The organism is Parapedobacter defluvii (genome assembly GCF_014642075.1).
Lineage (GTDB): Bacteria > Bacteroidota > Bacteroidia > Sphingobacteriales > Sphingobacteriaceae > Parapedobacter > Parapedobacter defluvii.
Genome location: NZ_BMIK01000003.1, coordinates 294,597 through 314,323, shown reverse-complemented (window position 1 = coordinate 314,323; position 19,727 = coordinate 294,597). Strand labels below are relative to the sequence as shown.

The window sequence follows — 19,727 nt, the reverse complement described above, 5'->3', positions numbered from 1 at the left end:
TTTTTTACACGGTGGGCATAGACGATATCTTATTGAATTACCGCGAAAGTGGAAGGGTAACCGCTCTCGCGAAGGCTTTGCAAGGCAAAAATCCGAAAATTCAGCTTCGTGGATTGATGGGGTCGGCCGATGCGATGGTAGCTGTGGCATGCTATCAGTTGCAGGAACGGCCAATGATATTTGTACTACCTACGCACGAAGATGCCTCTTATTTCCTGAGCGACCTGGAAGGTCTATTGGATAAGCAGGTGCTTTTTTTCCCGGCGTCTTATCGCAAAGCATTTGATTTCACGCAGACCGACAGTGCACATGTTTTGCAACGTGCGGAAACCCTCAGTGCCCTCAACCACACCACCGAACTGCCTAAAATGGTGGTTACCTATCCGGAGGCGTTGGCAGAAAAAGTAATTAATCGGAACGATTTACAGAAAAATACGCTTGAAATTACCCAAAGCAGCAACCTTGATATCGACTTCATCAATGAGTTCTTGCAGGAATATGAGTTTGAGCGTGTAGACTTCGTTTACGAACCCGGCCAATATGCCATCCGTGGCGGTATTGTGGACATTTTTTCGTTTTCAAACGATCTTCCTTACCGGATTGAATTTTTTGGTAACGACATCGAAAGCATCCGTACCTTCGACATCGAAAGCCAGTTGTCGGTAAGTAAAATACACACCGTAACAATTGTGCCCAATGTGCAGGCTAAATTCCTGACAGAAGGCAATATTTCGTTATTGGAGTATATTTCGGCGGATTCTGCCATTTGGTTTGAAGATGTGCAGTTTACGCTGGATGTGGTGGGAAAAGGCTATAAAAAGGCAGGAGAGCTATGGAAGGCGCTTCCTGACGCCGATAAACATCAGAATCCGGAATGGATCGATCCGCGGTATAGTTTTGTGGATGAAAAGAATCTTGCCGCGATGCTGCATGACTTCGCCGTGGTCGAATTCGGCAAGCAGTTTTTTTACCAGGCCACGGAGTCCATTTCATTCGAGCAGCGTCCGCAACCTTCTTTTAATAAGGACTTCAGCTTGCTGATCCATAACTTTAAAGAAAACGAGAAGGCGCATATTCACAACTGCATTTTCAGCGATTCACCCAAGCAGATTGAGCGGCTCCTCACCATTCTGGACGATTTGGATAAATCGGTTACATTTACTCCGATCCATATTGGCCTGCGTGAAGGATTTGTGGAGGTTGAATTGGGAGTAGCCTGTTATACGGACCATCAGGTTTTTGACCGGTATTATAAATACAAACGCAAAAAAGGTTACGAACGCTCGCAGGCTATTACGCTCAAGGAACTGCGGGAACTGAAGCCTGGCGACTACATCACACACATCGACCACGGTATTGGCAAGTATGCCGGACTGGAAAAAGTGGAGGTCAATGGCAAGATGCAGGAAATGATCCGGTTGGTATACGCCGACAACGATCTCCTGTATGTAAACATCAATTCGCTTAACCGTATTTCCAAATATAGCGGCAAAGAGGGTGTGGTTCCCAGGATGAATAAATTGGGTACTGACACCTGGGACAAACTAAAAAAAAACACTAAAAAAAAAGTTAAGGACATTGCACGGGACCTGATCAAGCTTTATGCCCAGCGAAAAGCACAGACGGGTAACGCATACAGTCCGGATACCTACCTGCAAACCGAGCTGGAGGCTTCTTTTATTTACGAAGATACGCCCGATCAGGAAAAAGCGACACTGGATGTCAAACGCGACATGGAATCGCCTCATCCAATGGATCGGCTGGTGTGCGGAGATGTGGGCTTTGGTAAGACGGAGGTTGCCATCCGGGCGGCATTCAAAGCGGTGGCCGATAGTAAGCAGGTAGCCGTGCTGGTGCCGACAACCATTCTGGCCATGCAGCATTACCGCACGTTTTCTGAACGGCTTAAAGGCTTCCCGTGTACGATCGACTATATCAACCGCTTCAAAACCACCAAGGAAATCAAAGATACCCTGGCGCGCCTGGCCGAAGGTAAGCTGGATGTCATCATCGGTACGCACCGTTTGGTGAGCAAGGATGTCAAATTCAAGGACCTCGGCTTGATGATCGTGGATGAAGAGCAGAAATTCGGCGTGGGCGTGAAGGAGAAACTTAAGCAGATCCGGGCCAATGTGGATGCGCTGACGCTGACCGCGACACCCATTCCGCGGACGTTGCATTTCTCGTTGATGGGGGCACGCGACCTGAGTATCATCAACACGCCGCCGCCAAACCGCCAGCCGGTACAAACGGAGCTCCATGTGTTCAACGAGACGTTGATACAGGAAGCGGTGACGTATGAAATTGACCGCAGCGGTCAGGTGTTTTTTATACACAACCGGGTGGCCGACCTGCCGCAATTGGGAGTTCTCATCAAGAAGCTGGTGCCGCATGCCCGGGTAGGGGTAGCCCACGGGCAACTGGAAGGCGATGCGCTCGAAGATGTGATGCTTAAATTCATCAACCACGAGTACGATGTGCTGGTGGCTACTACCATTATCGAGGCGGGGTTGGACATTCCCAATGCCAATACAATCATCATCAACCATGCTCATATGTTCGGTCTCAGCGACCTGCACCAGATGCGGGGCCGTGTGGGGCGTACCAATAAAAAAGCGTTCTGTTACCTGCTCAGTCCGCCGCTTTCCACACTTACCTCGGAGGCGTACAAGCGGCTCAGTGCCATCGAGGAGTTTTCGGAATTGGGGAGTGGATTCAATGTTGCCATGCGCGACCTTGATATCCGGGGCAGCGGTAACCTGTTGGGAGCGGAGCAGAGCGGTTTTATCGCAGAGATTGGCTTCGAGATGTATCATAAAATCCTGGATGAGGCTATACAGGAATTGAAAGACGATGAGTTTTCAGATCTCTTCAAAGATGTGAAACCACGGGATTTCGTTCCTTTTACTCAGATTGATACGGATTTGGAAGTACTTATTCCGGATGAATACGTCACGAATGTGGCTGAGCGCTATAATCTCTACAATGAAATTGCCAAGCTGGAAAACGAGTCGGAGCTGAATGCATTCAAGCAGTCGTTGCGGGACCGTTTCGGGCCGGTGCCGTATCCGGTGGAAGAGTTGCTCAACACCCTGCGGCTACAATGGCTGGGCAAAGAAATCGGTTTTGAAAAAATTTCTTTCAAGAAAAACATACTGAGAGGTTATTTCGCAACTAACCCCGGTTATTTCGAAAGTGACCGTTTTGGAAAGGTACTCCAATTTGTGCAGCAAAACCCAACTATCTGCAACCTTAAAGAAGTAAAAGGTTCGCTGCGTATCGCCTTTGAACAGGTTCCCGACATCGGACAGGCCATCCGTATATTGAGTGACATGGCAGCGTAATCACTCCCAAAAAAGATCGTCCCAATTTTCGCACTGCGTTGGATGCCGGTGGTGTTTTGCAATTGCCGCTAGTTGCGGCTCGGTGGCCACCCGCTGCACCTCGTTAAATAGTATCCGCTCTTCGAAGCGGATGTGGCTATCCAGCTCTTCCTCGATGAGGTTCAATGTTCGCCAAGCCTCGGTTTCCTGCTCGAACAGCCGTTTCAGCCGCCGATGCTCGGTAAGCGCCCGCTTCACCAGTTCGTGATCATTTCCCAAAACGGGGAAAATATAAATTTCTTCTACCTCGAAATGATCGGCAAGCTGTGTCTTCCAGAACCAGTCGGTATAACGCTTGATGCGTTCAATGGCTATATTGCGTTTAAATCCCTCCCGGATTTTCCAGCATACGAGTAGTCCGTGGTGATGATCGCGGCTGATCGCTTTCAGGTGCGGACTCCGCTTTAACGGTTTATTGGCGTTCATTGATGTATTCATAACAGTGGAGTTGAAGAACGGCTTTGGTAGTATTCGATTTTTGTGAGGAACATGCCGGCCATTTTTTCACCACGCCATTTCGCCTCGGCAGCTCTTTCTCCAATGAAGAATTGGTCAATGGTACCGTGCCAAAGGCCCAGCCAGGTATCGAAATGCTGCCGGTCTACCGGTAGTTGTGCATGCGGGGTGAAGGGGCTTCCGAAATAGGTATGTTCATCAAACAGGACGGTCTGCCAGAAGCGGTACATTTTTTCGAGATGCTCCGGCCATCGGTTGCCGATCACGCCATTGAAGATAGGCCCGATCAACGGGTCCTTTCTGACGTTGCCGTAAAAGGTATCTACCAGTAAGCGGATGTCGTCTATTGTTGCAATGTCTTTCTTTGTATCCATAGCCTATTATCGTGACAGCGTGTTATAGGGGCAGTGAGAAATACCGGACCAGGTAAAATAGGGCCCAACCTACAAAGCCAATGATGAGAATCCAAACCCAGGCAGGTATACTTTGGGGTGTTTCACTGCCCGAAATGATAAATTCCTTTTGATCGCCCTTACCATAGGCATTGATCATTAAGGGGAGTACGCCATCTACCACTGCATTTTCCCGGATCCCTTCGATACTGATGGCAGGGCCATTCCGTACCTCAAAGGGAATTTTGCGGATTCCTTCTTTGCCCGATGGATCTTTACTCACAATGGTGAGTAGGTGCTCTCCGTCGACCAACTTACGCGTATCCAGCTCAAAATTGACCGGAGCTTCGAAAGCCGCAATCGGATCCGGTTCGTCGTCGATATAGATGATAATTTTACTTTTCGGTGCCATCTTCCAAATTTAATATGATCCGTTTGATATGGCTGCCGGTTTTTTCGCCCGGCTTGACCAACATTTTGATGGAAAAGTACAAAGTGAAGACGACAATAACCACCATCGTCCAAATGATGATATAATCCCAATCACTTGCCGGTCCCGTACCGTGTGATATTCCCCGCAGCACGTTGGGCTGCTGCCGTTCGCATACCGGGCATGCTATGCCGCTGAGGGCAGACAATACCAACGTGAATAGAACTAAAATTGCTTTCATTATTTCTCTGCCTCCAGCATATTGATGATTTCCTGTACTTCTTCTGCCGTTACTTCTTTACCTTGATTGCCCCAACTGGTGCGTTCGTGGTTGATGATCGCTGCCACTTCGTCTGCCGTGAAACCCATCATGGTTCCCACGCCCGGCATGGCGCCATATTCCGGCCGGGCATCGTAGCCGTTCATGATAATGTCTATATACAGAGACAGGTCATCTCCGTTTACCACTTCACTGTTGGCCAGTGGGGGGAATGCACCGGGCAGCCCCTGTCCATCGGCTTGATGGCACGCCTGGCAATTGTTGGTATACAGCAGTGCCCCGTTTGCCCCGCTCTCAGAGCCGCCGGATTCTTCCGTTGACTTGACCACTTTTTTATATAAGAACTCGGGAGCGCGGCTCTCGCCCGGTAGTTCTGCCTGTTTGAGCGATTGCAGGTAGGCCACCAATTGCAGGGCTTCCTGCCCGGCAACCACTTTTCCCGGCTTGCCCCCAAGGAAAGCTTCGGGCACATTGACTACTACGTCGCTATCCGCTGGCATGGCTTTTCGTTCGAAGAGCCAGGGGTAAGCTGGCATCACGGACTCTTTGACGACAATGCGCGGGTTGTAGAGGTGCACAAGGTTCCAGTCAAGACTAGGCTGCCGGTTTCCAACATCGGTTAGGTCAGGCCCCGTACGTTCGGTCCCGGCCAAGGTAGCGGTATTGCGCCATACGTCCATGCGTTTCATGTCTGCATAGTCGGCTGCGATACCCGGCCGTTTACCCCAACGGCTGTCCATATCGATGTTGCGCACTTGTTGCGTGTGACATGCCACGCAGCCATTGGCAATAAATAGCTCCTTGCCTTTCCGGGCATCCTCGCTGAGCGGTACCGCATTGGGCAATGGCGCATTGTTCTGTTGGTTACTGATGGCCGGGATAATGACCACAAACAATGTCAGTACCAAAAAGAATAAAAAAGCAGTGGTGAAAAGTTTTGTATGATTGTTGAAGAATTCCATGTGTCTGTGTTTACCTTGTCTCTGCAGTTGGAGCTGTGTCGTTCGTTAATTTTGCTAAAGCTGCTTCTACAATGTTGGACCGCGGCCCTGTGCGGAACATCTTATAGAGGTTGTATGCAAACAGAAGATGCGAGAGCCACATGAGGCTTCCCCCGATAGCCCGCCAAAGCCAGTAGGGAGCCATAAGGACTACGCTGTCGATAAATGGTTTTCCTTCCATCCATAGGAGGCCTTTCAACGTACTGCCATACATCAGCGGAACCGTATAGAACAGCAGGCCGATCAGTGCAAACCAGAAGTGTGCTCCCACAGTTAGCTGTGGGGGTTCCTGGCCGGTCAGGCGGGGGACAACGGCATATATGCTGCCCCACAGCAGAAATGAGATGATGCCATACATGGTTAAGTGCGAGTGGGCAACCGTAAAGTCCGTAAAATGCCACACGAGATTTGTGTAGCGAAATGCCTCTGCAGTGCCCTGCATAGATCCGGTGAAATAAAAGATGACACCGGCGAGGAAAAAGGGAAGCGTATAACTATCCTTTACTTTGTACCAGGCTCCGCGGAAGGTGAGCAAGAAATTGGTGGTACCCGCGATCACGGGGATAGCCATCCCGGCACTGCCCACGATGGCCACGGTTTGCAACCACCAGGGTATCGCACTAAAGATAAAGTGGTGTGTTCCAATGAGCGTATAAAATAGAATCTGTGTCCAGAAGGCCAGTATACCGAGGCTGTAGGAATAGATGGGTTTATTGAGCTGTTGGGGCAAAAAATAATAAACTACACCCAGTGTGAAAAGCATAAACCACATCCCTACGCCCTGATGCATATAATAGCCCTGTGCAATGATCTCTCCAAGCCCGTTCTGCCAAAACGGGAGGTAGGCAACCAGCGCAATGACGATGGTGAAGATGATGGCAGAGACCATATACCAATTGGAAATATAGATTTCCGCGGTTTTCCGGCGTGCAATGGTTTTCAGGAAATTAACCAGTGTAAGCGCCAATGCTACCGCAAAGGGCAGCATGATGGGCCAAATGTATTCGCGGTATTCACCACCTCCGTTGTTGATGCCGGCCATTAGGCTGATGGTGCCGACAAGTACGGTAGCATTGATCAGGATGAGCGAATACCAACCATACCGGAGGCTAGCCAACGGTACATTGCTTACACGGGGGACGATATAGTGCCCCAACCCCAGCATGCCCAGTGACGCCCAGCCCCAGAATACCGCATTGGTATGCACCGGCCGTAGGCGACCAAAACTCAGCCAACTGATTTGGTCTACATCCGGTGCGACAAATTTGATACCGAGGTATTGACCTACCGAAGTGCCAAACAGCAGCCAGAATGCTGCCGTACCGATGTACCATAACACCAGTTTGGCTAATCGGCTGTCGATGTTGGGGCGCCGCACTGCACGTTTCTTTAATGCGGCGATGGGAAGATTGACATCGCTGCGCGTGGATGCAATCAAACCGCGCCTGTCATGTACCTGGATGTTACCCGCTAGTTCGGTGTGTGTCAATCCATATTCGAGTGCGGCTTTTCGCTCCTCCAGGTTATCGAGCACTTCCGGGTCCGATAGCCCACCAAGGTATTGTGCCAGTTCATTCGCCATTGCGTCATTCTGGCGCTGTTGATAGCGGGATAAGGTACGCCGGATTTTGACGACCATCAACACGAGACCGCACAGTACCGGGATAAGGATCAGTATAATGGTGATGACGATGCCTGCATTCCCCCAGTCGATGCCAGTTGCCGTAGTTTCTTGGGCAAAGAGAGGTAAGCAGGCGGAGAGCGCAACGATGGACATAACGGCTTTTTTCGATACCGATGATACTTTCCGCTTCGCTATTCTGTATTTTTTATACTGTAATAACGTATCCAGTTGCTCGCTACTGAGCTGCTCGATATGCCGTTTGATACGCAAATCAGGCCCGCCGTATGTGGTATTCCGGATGTTCAAAACCCGGTGATACAGCGATAACAATACACCCAGCAAGGTGAGAAGCAATGCAATAAACGAGACCATGATCACTTCTTGCCAGCCAAGTTGCAGCGAATAAATGTTAGACACCTCTTCCATAAACGATTTTAATACCTTTTTGTCTTTTATTAATCTAAAAAAATTACCGCCTGCTCAGGTAAAATGTGGCGACGTCAAATTTGTCCTGCAGCTCTCCCAGCTTGGTTTGTGTGAGCAATTCACGTAGTTCTTTCCGGATTTTCTTAAACTCTGCATGTAGCGGACAAGGTTGCTTCTCCGAGCACTCGCTTAACCCGAGAATGCACCCGTGGAACAATTTATCGCCATCGATGGCCATCACCACGTCGGCCACAGTATGGTTCAATGAATTTCCATCCATAAAAAAACCTCCCGTAGGACCTTTCAGTGACTGGACAATTCCCCGTTTACTCAGTTCCTGCAAAATCTTTGCGATAAAATATACCGGCGAATCAATGCCCTCCGCGATTTCCTTGACTCCCACGCGCCTACCGTCTTTGGTTTCGCGTGTGATGAACATTACTGCCCGTATCGCATATTCGCAGGTTTTCGAAAACATCCAGTTTTAGTATGGTACAAAGGTAACTGTTTTTATATAAAAGACAAAAAACTCTTTTATTTTAATTAATAGGTTGGCTAACTTCGTACCTCGTATTTCGTACCTAAATTTCGTATCTCGTACTTAAAATGGTATTTTAGCCAACCATGACTAAACATAAAATATTATCATTTGGCGAATTGCTCTTGCGGCTGAGTTCATCCGGCGAATCGTTTTTAGGAGAAGATGGTCAGGTGGTTGTTTTTCCGGGTGGTTCAGAAGCTAATGTGGCGGCCTCATTGGGGCAGTGGGGGATTCCGTGCAGCTACCTGAGCCGCATTCCTGATAATGACCTAACTTCACAGATTCTGTCTACGTTGACAAGCCTCGGAGTGGATGTGTCATCCTCGTTGCTGGAAGGCGACCGACTGGGTTTGTACTTCCTACTCTCGGCGAATGGACTTAGTAAGGGGGAGGTGGTATATGACCGGAAATACTCGGCTTTTAGTCAATTAAAACCCGGCATGATCGATTGGGATCGTGTATTGGACGGTTATACCTGGTTTCATTGGAGTGCACTCACCCCGGCTTTGAGTGAATCCCTCGCAGAAGTTTGCCGGGAAGCATTGACCGTGGCAAATGCAAAGGGATTGGTTGTATCGGTCGATCTCAATTACCGTAACCGGCTTTGGAACTATGGGAAGAATCCCATCGAGGTAATGCCTGCTTTGCTTCAATACTGCAATGTGGTAATGGGCAATATCTGGGCAGCCAATAAGATGCTTGGTACGTCTGTATTGGACACGCTTGGAAGGGACACTGCGGCAGACATATATTTTGAACATGCCAAGGAATCTGCTCAGGAAATATTCGATCTCTTGCCACAATGTCAACACATCGCTTATACGTTCCGGTTTATGGATACCGCTACGCATAATTTACTGTACGGCACCTACCATACACGGGAAGCTGATTTTATATCGTCTATAAATGAAACAGATCGTGTAATTGATCGCATTGGCAGCGGCGATGCCTTCATGGCTGGCTTGATTTATGCATTGGTGGATGGAAAGGAGGGCCAGAAAGTGATCGATACGGCGACCGCTGCGGGTTTCAAGAAACTTTTTGTCAAAGGCGACTTCGGCAACGGGGATTTGTAGGGAGAAGTCCGGAAATCTCATATCTTAAATACAAATGGAAAATACACTCAAACATATTCTCAACTATCCGGTCCTTCCGGTGTATTATGACGATGATATCCAAACCTGTACGGAGGTGGTAAATGCTTGTTATCAGGGGGGCATCCGGGTTTTTGAATTTGTAAACCGGGGCAATAAAGCGCCGAAGAACTTCGCCCAGTTGCTGTCATTCCAAAAAGAAAATTGGCCGGACCTTTTGTTGGGCATCGGTACGATTAAAACCGCGGCGATGGCCTCGGCTTATATTGCAATGGGGGCAAAATTTATCGTAAGCCCGGTAGTAAAGGCCGAAATTGCTGAGGTGACGCTCGAGAAAAACATCCTGTGGGTCCCTGGTTGTATGACACCTACGGAAATCAGTCTAGCCGAAGACCTTGGGGCTCCCCTGGTCAAACTCTTTCCGGGCGATACATTGGGAACCGGTTTTCTAAAGGGTATTAAACCGCTATTTCCAGCCATGCGGTTTATGCCAACGGGTGGTGTAAATCCGACCAGGGAAAGCATTTCCGGATGGTTTGACGCCGGTGTGAGTGCCGTGGGATTGGGTTCCAAGTTGTTCGCGAGACCTGCAGGCGCCACAGGTTACGAATGGTTATCAGACCGAGCTCACGACTTGATGGGTTGGATAGCAGCACGATAGAGTTAAAAGGCAGCTATCAATACGAAAAGATAGAAAGCCATCGCTCCCAATAAACATAATTTGTTTTTCGCCACTATGCTACCTGTTAGTGCTATTGCAGCGAACGAAATCAGTGTCAGCTGCTCCCACCGATTTTCCATGGGAAATGTTGCATACGCGTAGATTAAGTGAACGACATTGATATTAAGCAAAAATAAAGCGGCGGGTACGTAGTAATGTTCGGCTGTTACATCAAATTGTTTTGCGGTTTTTTTCATCGGCGTTTATTTGTTTACAACGGTGACAAAACTTGTATTTGTCTACGACTCCCACAAGTTTACTTGCTTGTTGAAGTAAACTGTCGTTTTTGTGAGAATTTTTTGATGGAAAAGCGGACCAACGCATAGCTTATGAGACCTATTAACAACGTATTGATTACGATTTCCGCGATGGTTGACGCAAGGTTATATCCGATGGTAAAGGTGATAAATGCAATAAAAGAGAGGAAGAGTATGGTCAACAAAGTGTAGACGATGATAGCTTTCCATGGATTATCCGTTTTTCGCATTTTCTTTTTTCGTCTGAACAAGAAGATGACAAAGCCGCTGATAGAAAGAAATCCACTTGTAAGGCCAAGAATTGCATACAACACTTTGAGCGGTAATCCTCCGAAGTCTCCAAAGTGCAACGCCTCCTGTATATAATAAAGTTGATGGCTGATCGGTTGTTCGCGTAAATCGTATTTGAACAGCGGCTTATAATCTATTTTGGATAGAACGATCATATTGACGTCGCGTTCGTATATGGTGCCTGGAATGTTACCTCGCAGCGTAATAGTGCCTGCACCATTTGAAGAGACAAGTAGTTGCAGTGGCTTGAGGTCAGGAAAGGCCTCGTGGCTGGCACGTAGAGCAACATCCCAATCAACAACGATTTCCTTGTCATCTTTTGCCTCCATCAGAATTTCGGACTTATACTTTCGTGGTGCAGAAATGTCGAACCATCGTGCAAGCCAAGGCTGCAGACCAAGCCATGCTCCTGTAAGTGCAATTACGAGGTTAAAAGCAAGAGCACTCATCCCGAGTATTTTATGCCAGTCGGCCATCCGTATGCGTGTATCTAACGTTTTTCGGAAGTTCGGCCAAGCCTGCTTTTTCATAAAATTACCATAAATAAGCAGCCCGGTAAGGGCTACAAAGGCCAGTGCAATACCGCCGATACCTACCAATTGACGTCCCCAAATACCGTCGTAAAGCCGTACATGGATTTGACGGAGGTAGTTTGCAAGTGAATTTTGCCACTTACGATGGCCGAGCACGCGATCTTTACCTATATCGATGAAGAACTCCATACGTTGGGTCCTCCCGGTTTTGGGTCTGATGGTCATATCTAAAACCGCCGCATGTCTCGGGTTGTGGGGCAAGCGGATTGACCACGATCGGTAATCGGGAAACTGACGAGTCAGGGAGTCGATCGATTTACTGAATTGCGGTAAGCCATTAGATGGAGCCGATGACAGGGCATTGTAATGGTAACGTTGGATTAGTCCATCTATTTCAGGAATGAATACAGCAACGGCACCGGTAAGGCTAAGCACTCCGATCAGAATGCCCGTATACAGCCCCACCCAATGGTGGAGCTGCCAGAACCATTTCTTTCCATTGCGCTCAGCCTTGCCGGATTGTTTGGCCATGAGACAAAGTTAAAAGGTATAACCTACGCCTACCAAGAAATTTCTGGGTGTACCGGGGAACAACCTGTTGTAATCGTATCCACCTACCCAATGGGTTTTGTTAAATACATTGTTTAGGTTTGCCGTAATCCGGAATTTATCAAACGCGTAATACAGTGCCGCATCGGCAACTACGTAACTAGGAAGGATAAGAGCTGCATTTTGCGTATTCCGTTCACTGATGTAGTTTGCGCCCGCAGCAATTCCGACCCCATTCAACGCGGGTAGCTTAAAGGTATATTTCGCCCAAATGCCGCCCTTATGTTTAGGGGCGTTCGGCATGCGTTTGCCTTCTTCCGCTGGATCGTCGCTCTTGGTGATAACCGTATTATTGATGGCGACGTTTGCTGTTATACTTAAATTCGAAAGTATCTGCCCATTCACATCCAACTCGATGCCGCGAGAGCGTTGTTGCCCAATTTGTCGACGCAGATCGGGATTGACATCATCATTGGCGTCAATCAAAATATTATTTTTCTCAATATGATAAATTGCGGTATTAATGGCTAGCAGTTTATTGAAGAATTCAGTTTTCACGCCGCCCTCGAAAGACTTGCTGGTCATCGGTTCGAACGGTCCGCCGTAACGCTCCGGATCAGCCACGATGTTTGCGCTCTGCGGCTGATATCCCTGCGTATAGTTGGCATAGATACTGACCGGTTGGATCGGCGTGTATACCAGTCCGATTCGTGGGATGAATTTCCGTTGTCTTACCAAGTTCTCATCGTCCTGTTTGTAATCTCGTACATTGGTGTAGTATCCTTGGCGAAGTGCAAGGACCGCCTTGACCGGCCCCCAAGCGATCTGATCCTGGAAAAAAATACCGTGTTGAAAAGTCCTTGCTGCAGATTGCGAGTTGGGATCGTTGATATAAGACGAAATTTCCGAGATCGAATAATCCGGATCGGTGAGATCAAAGTGCGGCACGTTTGGCACGGGCATGCCATCTTCAATCAGGTAAAGTTCAGGTTTGTCTTTATTATAGCGACTGATCACCCCGGTGTTATCCGCATTGCGGTAGCCTGCTGCATTGAAGGTAGATCCGCCAATGGGCACCACGTTCTGGATGTAATCGTATCCCGCCGTCATGCGGTGTTCCAGCGGGCCGGTTTTAAAACGGTTCACTAAATAGAGAGAAATATTGTCGTTGAAGCTTTTGCGCTTTCGCCGGATAGTTTGCATTTGCATCAGAGTAGGGATTTCCTGACCAGCTTCATCCACTGCATAATTGTTAGAGGTACGGTGTTCCAACAGATCTTCATCGTATAGCACCTTCATATACGACGCATTGATGGAGACATGATCTGAAAACTTGTGCTGGATGGAGAGCGTCGAGTTCATGTTCAGTTCGTGCATGAAATCGTTCTGCTTTGCAATGGCAAAGGAAATAGGTGTCGAGTTAAGCTGGGTACCCGCTGAGCCACCGAATATTGGTTGCCCACGGTCTAAGCGAGACTTGGCTTTGGAATACACAAAATCAACATTGACGCGAGTACGGTCATTTGGTAAGAAGGAAAAGGATGGAGCAATCAACATATCTTCGCCACCTTGCAATACCCGGAATGACTCTGCGTTTTGGTAGGCCAGGTTCAAACGGTAAAGCAGTGTTTTCTGTTCGTTCATCGGACCCGTAAAATCGCTTTTGAGTCGGAACGTGTTATAGCTACCTGTGGAGAAGTCAACGGATTTCCGGTTTTCCACTAGCGGTTTTTTAGTTACAGTATTGACCGTTCCGCCCGGGTCACTGTCGCCGTAAAAAATAGAAGATGGGCCTTTGACCACTTCGACACGTTCCACATTGGCAAGCAACGTCTGAGACCAACTGTTCGTGGGGCTGCGAAGTCCGTTGACCAATGCTCCGCCCGCACGGAATCCACGGATGGAAATGTCGTTGTTATAATAGGAATAAGTATTGACACTACTGATGTTTTTCAAGATATCGCTGGGCTTGAAAGCTTGTTGATCGTCTATAAGCTCTTTTGTGACATAGCTGATCGCTTGGGGATCATCCTTAATGGGAGTTTCGGTCTTGGTACCCACGAATGAAGAGGTGTTTTTGTACGATTGTTCATCTCGGCCGAGAATCTCCACGGTCTGTAGCACCGTCTCACTGGGTTGCAACTCAATTAAAAATAGATCATCCGTTGAAACAGGAATTGACGTTTCAATTTTCTTCGATTCAAAACCTACCATCGAAAAACTGAGTATATAACGTCCGATGGGCAAGTTGTTAAATTGAAAATTTCCGTTTGCATTCGTAACCTGCTGAATGGACAATTCGTTTATCCGCACAGTAACTCCCCGCAGCGGTATATGATCCGAGATTGACACAACCTTGCCGGAAAGTGAACTACTTTGCGCATTACTTTGGGAGGAATACCAAATGCAAAGTATAGTAATAAGAATTAACCGTAAATTATTTTGCATATATTTGGACTTAATTTAAATAAGCTGCAATTTTAAGAGAAATAATCGTTAAAATCAAAACTAATTGAAGAGGAATCACTTTTTTTAAAATTCGCTCAATCGATTGCGCGGATTATTGTCTGAGGGGTTTAGTATGTTTGTCCAACAGATATACTGATTATGATTAAACTAACCCGATTAGCTGTCGCCGTTGCTTTATTGTTGTCAACAAACCTATATGCGCAAAGTGAAGTTTCTATCATTCCACAGCCTTTGCAGTTGGAGCAAAAGCAAGGTGCTTACGTACTAACCGAAAAGGCGTTTATCCAAGTGGATAATGGCAATACAGAATTAAAGGCATTGGGTGAATTGCTGGTACAAGGGCTGTTTGAGCGAACCGGCACACGTTTATCCTTGGTGCCGTCGCGAGCGGACAACGGAACGACGGCGACCATTGTGCTGCAATTGGTTTCCGACACGCTGCTAGGAGATGAAGGCTATCGCCTCTCTGTAAGTGAAAAAGGCATTATTGCGCAGGCGCGGAAGGCAAACGGACTGTTTTATGCCATACAGTCTATTTATCAGTTATTGCCGGTTGAGCGAACCACTGATTCAGGAGTTGCCATCCCTGCGGTAGAGATTACAGACAAACCCAGATTTGGCTGGCGCGGGTTGATGCTGGACGTAGGCCGGTATTTTTATTCGGTGGATTATATCAAAAAATACATCGATTACCTTGCCATGCACAAAATGAACGTATTTCACTGGCATTTGGTCGAAGATCACGGGTGGCGCATTGAAATCAAGAAGTATCCACAGTTGACCGATGTAAGCGCTTGGCGGCCCAGTACCAATTTTCAGCGCGGATCATACATCAACCTCAACCCACATGGGGGTTTTTATACGCAGGAACAAGTAAAAGAAGTGGTTGCGTATGCACAATCGAGGTATGTTACGGTGGTTCCTGAAATCGAGCTCCCCGGACACGTGCTGTCTGCACTGGTGGCCTACCCCGAATTGTCTTGCACCGGTGGGCCTTTTGAAATCCCCGAACAGTGGGCTATTCAAAAAGACATTTATTGTGCGGGCAAAGAGGAAGTATTCACTTTCTTAGAAGGTGTGTTGGGGGAAGTTGCTGAACTTTTCCCGAGTGAGATCATCCACATTGGCGGCGACGAAGCGCCTAAAGATCGTTGGGAAGCTTGCCCGCATTGCCAGAAACGAATTAAGGACGAAGGATTAAAGGATGAGCACGAATTGCAAAGCTACTTCATTACCCGTATTGAAAAATTTTTAAACAGCAAAGGCAAACGCATCATCGGGTGGGATGAGATACTGGAAGGAGGGCTTGCGCCCAATGCGGCAGTGATGTCATGGCGGGGCACCGAGGGCGGAATCGAGGCAGCCCGGATGCATCATCCGGTGGTGATGACGCCCACAACCTATATGTATCTTGACTATTTCCAGGGGGAACCTTATTTAGAACCTAGCGGCATCGGTGGATTCCTGCCTTTGCGTAAGGTCTATTCGTTTGAACCCATACCCGAAGAGCTGGTTGGCAAAGAACGTGAATTTATCCTAGGTGTTCAGGGCAATATTTGGTGCGAGTACATACATGCTCCGGAGAAAGTGGATTACATGACATATCCCCGGGGTGCCGCCGTAGCGGAGATTGGATGGAGCACCCCCGATCGTAAAGATTGGGTTGACTTCACCCGGCGATTGGAGACCCAGTACACACGGTATGAACAAATGGGGATCAACTATGCACAAAGCGCATACCAGGTCTATTTTGAGGTGACTGACGATACGGTGGGTAAGAAATCAACCGTTACGTTGAAAACGGACAGCTACCAACCGGAAATCCATTACACCCTGGATGGTACCGAACCGTCGGCGAAGTCGCCAAGCTATGAAGGTGCCTTTGAGGTACCCCAATACACCACAGTACGGGCGGCTACTTTTAAAAATGGCAAACGGGTTAGTCCAGTGAGTATACGCTCGATGGTGCATTTCGGAGAAACCGAATGACAATTGAATACAGTTTTGACCAAATAAAAGAGCTCATGAGCACCTAAAAGCTACGCCCATACATAAATTTTAACCGCCCTTATTCTTGTAAAGGCAATGGATTGGGTTAGCAATCCCTTACACATACCCCCTTATTTACTTGGTATTAAATCGTATTTCATTCGGAGTTCGTTCGGAGTTTATCCGGTAATTAACCGAATAAACTAAAAGTAAAATCAAAATTTTAGCTGCCTTATTTTAGTGTGATAGGTAGTTTTTGTGTATGTTTTGATTACGCAAAGGGATGGGTGTGAACCCATGAATTTGGGTTATTCGCTTCCCCTATTTTTTAACGATAAATGTTATCTTTACGGCTATTGATTATAGACGCAATCGGCATACGCTTAACCACTTTGTATACATAGAGTAACAGAATAATGGAAAGAAAAACATTTATCAAAAACATGGCATTGGGTGCCGCTGCCTTTACCGTATTACCGAGGCATGTGTTGGGAGGAAAAGGATTTCTTGCTCCGAGTGACCGCATAACGCTGGGTTATATCGGTGTTGGCAAACAAGCACTTGGACTATTGGGCAGCATCAATGATTGTCCGGAAACAATCGTATTGGCAGTAAGCGATGTGGACTCAAAAAAGCAAGCCCGCTTTATGGAACGTGCCACAGCAGCCAACACAAAGAAGGTAGCAACGCAAGTGGCGGGCTACGCCCAATACCGTGAATTGTTGGAGCGAAAGGATATTGATGCGGTAGTAGTGGCTACACCGGACCACTGGCATGCGCAAATCTGCATTGATGCCGCCAAAATGGGCAAAGATATGTATTGCGAAAAGCCTTTGGCATTGACGATTGCCGAAGGCCGGGCGATGGTCAATGCAGTGAGAAAGTACAAGCGTGTCTTACAGACGGGCAGTATGCAGCGCTCCTGGAAGCCCTTTCGCCACGCCTGTGAATTGATAACAAATGGCTATATTGGTGATATTAAGGAAATCAATGTGTCTGTTGGAGGGCCAGTTCGGCAATGCGACCTTCCTTCGCAACCCATACCCGGTGAGCTCGACTGGAATAGGTGGATCGGGCCGTCGCTTTATCGCGGCTATCATCCTGTATTAGCGCCCCCCATCGAAAACGATAAGGATTGGGCGGGCTGGCGGAATTATCATGGTTTTGGCGGTGGTTTCATTACCGACTGGGGTGCCCACATGTTTGACATTGTCCAATGGGCATTGGGGATGGATGATTCAGGGCCCGTTTCCTTTCATGCACCGCAGGATCCATTGGCAGAGGAGGGTGCCTCGTTTCGTTACGCTAACGGCGTAACGGTACACCATAAACTTTGGGGCCCGGGAAATGCTATACAATTTATTGGTACAGAGGGAACCATCGAAGTGTCGCGAAGTTTTTTACGATCGACACCGGAGACGATCGTTGAACAAACGCTCAAACCTTCCGACAAACGGCTTTACCAAAGCGATAACCATTATCAGGACTGGATAGACGCCATCAAAAAAAGGAGCCGCCCCGTAGCCGATGTCGAAATTGGACATCGTACCGCATCGGTGTGCAATGCAGTGAATATTGTGTATGAATTGCAGCGTGATGTAACGTGGAATCCGAAAAAAGAAGTGTTTGATGATGCCGCCGCAAACCTGATGCTGTCACGGCCATACCGGGCACCATGGGATTTTACAGATTTTTAGTTGTAGCGCAGACGGCTACTGAGATGGTGGTTTGTAAAGCGAATGTTACCCTTCGGGCAAGTATCCTTTCCCAAAAAACCGATTGCCGAGGGCGAATTAAGGGAATTTTAATAAACAGGTGCCGATTCGTGTAAATCCATTTGTAACGAATTAAATGGTTGTCATGGTGTTTTGGCAGTGATAATTAAATGTGGTTAATGCTTTATTAAGCTTTTTTTAATGGGAGCGGCTATTTTAGCGGCACTAATTATAAACGTGTAGACGATGATATTTCCATTAAAATTAAAAAGCTATCTTTTTGCCGCTTTGTTTTACTTCACTGCATTCGCCGCCATGGCACAGACCAAGCACAGTGACCAAACTGCCTACCCTTCTTACAAGGGACTTGTTATGGCGGGTTACCAGGGCTGGTTCCGGGCAGAAGGGGATGGATCGGGCGCCAAGGGCTATAGTTATGGAAATGAAGATCGGACAGGTATCGACATGTGGCCGGATGTATCCGAATATAAAAAAACCTACCCAACTCCATTCAAACTTCCGAATGGAGCGTCCGCCCGGTTTTTCAGTTCGTATGATCAAAGTACGGTGGATCTCCATTTTAAGTGGATGCACGACTATGGGGTGGATGGGGTATTCATGCAACGGTTTTTCAGCAATGCGAGGCCCGAAAACCGGACGAATGCGGCAGCAACGATTTTGAAAAACGCTTTTGACGCGGCTTCCACGTATGATCGTGCAATAGCGGTGATGTATGACCTGTCTGGCCTGCGTGCAAAAGGAGAAGATTGTTCCGCGATTATTGACGACTGGAAGTATTTGGTGGATGAATTAAAAGTGACCAACCAAGCCGGCAAGAAAACGTACCTGCATCACAATGGAAAGCCGGTAGTTGCCATTTGGGGGGTAGGTTTCCCCGACCGGCCTTATAACATCCGGAACATCGGACTGGAGCGGTTGATCGATTTTCTGAAGAACGATCCCGTATATGGGGGATGTACGGTAATGCTCGGCGTACCCACCGCGTTCCGGCAGCTTAACGCCGACTGTTTGAATGATCCATACCTGCACGAACTGATCCGGATGGCAGATATTGTGTTGCCCTGGACGGTACAGCGTTACAGTCCGCTGTTGCATAACGACATGGACCGTTTGCGGGACAATACCCTGGATGATATGAAATGGTGTAGAGAGAACGGTGTTGAATATGTTCCATGCGTTTATCCGGGCTTCAGCTGGCATAATCTCAGTAAATACGAATTCCCGGATGATATCAAACCTGTCGGCTCCATTCCACGCATGGGTGGCAAATTCTATTGGCAGCAGATATCCACCGTATTACGATTGGGTGCACCGATGCTGTACGTAGCCATGTTTGACGAGGTAAATGAAGCCACTGCAATTTTCAAAACGACGGATACGCCGCCGGTTAGCCAGACAACCTCATTTTTGGGTATGGAAGGATTGCCCTCCGATCATTATCTCTGGTTGACGGGTGAAGCGGCCAAAGTGCTGCGCAATGAAGTGCCATTGTCCCTAAAATTGCCCGTGCGCAAGGCGGAAGGAGTAAATTAACAGCATATCAACTTCATAACAC

The 19,727-nt window shown here is 47.8% G+C and carries 16 protein-coding genes; 6 read left to right on the top strand and 10 right to left on the bottom strand.

Features of this window, described 5'->3' with window-relative positions; all coding sequences use genetic code 11:
* The first annotated feature begins 11 nt into the window (after positions 1–11).
* Positions 12–3,344, top strand: coding sequence for a transcription-repair coupling factor (gene mfd, locus IEX60_RS07695; protein ID WP_188749364.1), 3,333 nt, complete (start codon positions 12–14; stop codon positions 3,342–3,344).
* Here the strand turns inward: mfd and IEX60_RS07690 are convergent, their stop codons facing one another.
* The 7 genes from IEX60_RS07690 to IEX60_RS07660 are packed head-to-tail and all read right to left on the bottom strand — an operon-like array spanning position 3,345 to position 8,470.
* Positions 3,345–3,821 carry a hemerythrin domain-containing protein gene (locus IEX60_RS07690; protein WP_229717471.1) on the bottom strand — a complete coding sequence of 159 codons (477 nt, stop codon included), beginning with the start codon at positions 3,819–3,821 and terminating at the stop codon, positions 3,345–3,347.
* Positions 3,818–4,213, bottom strand: a complete 396-nt coding sequence (locus IEX60_RS07685) for a group III truncated hemoglobin (protein WP_188749149.1) — start codon at positions 4,211–4,213, stop codon at positions 3,818–3,820. Before IEX60_RS07685 ends, IEX60_RS07690 begins: the two co-directional genes overlap by 4 nt.
* A 22-nt stretch (positions 4,214–4,235) precedes the next feature.
* Positions 4,236–4,643, bottom strand: a complete 408-nt coding sequence (locus tag IEX60_RS07680) for a cytochrome C (RefSeq protein WP_188749147.1) — start codon at positions 4,641–4,643, stop codon at positions 4,236–4,238.
* Entirely contained in the window at positions 4,627–4,902 is a 276-nt protein-coding gene (locus IEX60_RS07675) for a hypothetical protein (protein WP_188749145.1), read from the bottom strand. Before IEX60_RS07675 ends, IEX60_RS07680 begins: the two co-directional genes overlap by 17 nt.
* On the bottom strand, positions 4,902–5,903 hold the full coding sequence (locus IEX60_RS25245) for a cbb3-type cytochrome c oxidase subunit II (RefSeq protein ID WP_188749143.1): 1,002 nt from the start codon (positions 5,901–5,903) through the stop codon (positions 4,902–4,904). The genes IEX60_RS07675 and IEX60_RS25245 overlap by 1 nt, the downstream gene beginning before the upstream one ends.
* Before the next feature lie 10 nt (positions 5,904–5,913).
* On the bottom strand, positions 5,914–7,992 hold the full coding sequence (locus IEX60_RS07665; protein WP_188749140.1) for a cbb3-type cytochrome c oxidase subunit I: 2,079 nt from the start codon (positions 7,990–7,992) through the stop codon (positions 5,914–5,916).
* Between the two features lie 43 nt (positions 7,993–8,035).
* Complete coding sequence (locus tag IEX60_RS07660) at positions 8,036–8,470, bottom strand: RrF2 family transcriptional regulator (RefSeq protein ID WP_188749138.1); 435 nt, start codon at positions 8,468–8,470, stop codon at positions 8,036–8,038.
* A gap of 146 nt (positions 8,471–8,616) precedes the next feature.
* Here IEX60_RS07660 and IEX60_RS07655 point away from each other — a divergent pair, with 146 nt between their 5' ends.
* Complete coding sequence (locus IEX60_RS07655; RefSeq protein ID WP_188749136.1) at positions 8,617–9,609, top strand: sugar kinase; 993 nt, start codon at positions 8,617–8,619, stop codon at positions 9,607–9,609.
* Positions 9,610–9,643: 34 nt separating this feature from the next.
* The gene (locus IEX60_RS07650; protein ID WP_188749134.1) at positions 9,644–10,288 is read left to right on the top strand and encodes a beta/alpha barrel domain-containing protein; all 645 of its coding nucleotides are present in this window, start codon (positions 9,644–9,646) and stop codon (positions 10,286–10,288) included.
* 2 nt (positions 10,289–10,290) lie between these two features.
* Here IEX60_RS07650 and IEX60_RS07645 read toward each other — a convergent pair whose 3' ends face one another.
* Genes IEX60_RS07645 through IEX60_RS07635 form a run of 3 tightly spaced genes read right to left on the bottom strand, consistent with a single transcriptional unit; the run spans position 10,291 to position 14,426 of the window.
* A complete protein-coding gene (locus IEX60_RS07645) occupies positions 10,291–10,545 on the bottom strand; it encodes a hypothetical protein (RefSeq protein WP_188749132.1) in 255 nt (84 codons plus the stop codon).
* A 59-nt stretch (positions 10,546–10,604) separates the two neighbouring features.
* Complete coding sequence (locus tag IEX60_RS07640; RefSeq protein ID WP_188749130.1) at positions 10,605–11,960, bottom strand: PepSY-associated TM helix domain-containing protein; 1,356 nt, start codon at positions 11,958–11,960, stop codon at positions 10,605–10,607.
* Between the two features lie 9 nt (positions 11,961–11,969).
* On the bottom strand, positions 11,970–14,426 hold the full coding sequence (locus IEX60_RS07635) for a TonB-dependent receptor (RefSeq protein WP_188749128.1): 2,457 nt from the start codon (positions 14,424–14,426) through the stop codon (positions 11,970–11,972).
* Positions 14,427–14,585: 159 nt separating this feature from the next.
* Between IEX60_RS07635 and IEX60_RS07630 the strand changes: the two genes are divergently transcribed.
* The 3 genes from IEX60_RS07630 to IEX60_RS07620 all read left to right on the top strand — a co-directional run bounded on the left by IEX60_RS07630 (position 14,586) and on the right by IEX60_RS07620 (position 19,705).
* A complete protein-coding gene (locus IEX60_RS07630; RefSeq protein WP_229717469.1) occupies positions 14,586–16,436 on the top strand; it encodes a beta-N-acetylhexosaminidase in 1,851 nt (616 codons plus the stop codon).
* A gap of 416 nt (positions 16,437–16,852) precedes the next feature.
* A complete protein-coding gene (locus IEX60_RS07625) occupies positions 16,853–18,133 on the top strand; it encodes a Gfo/Idh/MocA family protein (protein WP_188749126.1) in 1,281 nt (426 codons plus the stop codon).
* 264 nt (positions 18,134–18,397) lie between these two features.
* Positions 18,398–19,705, top strand: a complete 1,308-nt coding sequence (locus IEX60_RS07620) for a glycoside hydrolase family 99 protein (RefSeq protein ID WP_229717468.1) — start codon at positions 18,398–18,400, stop codon at positions 19,703–19,705.
* The last annotated feature ends 22 nt before the right edge of the window (positions 19,706–19,727 follow it).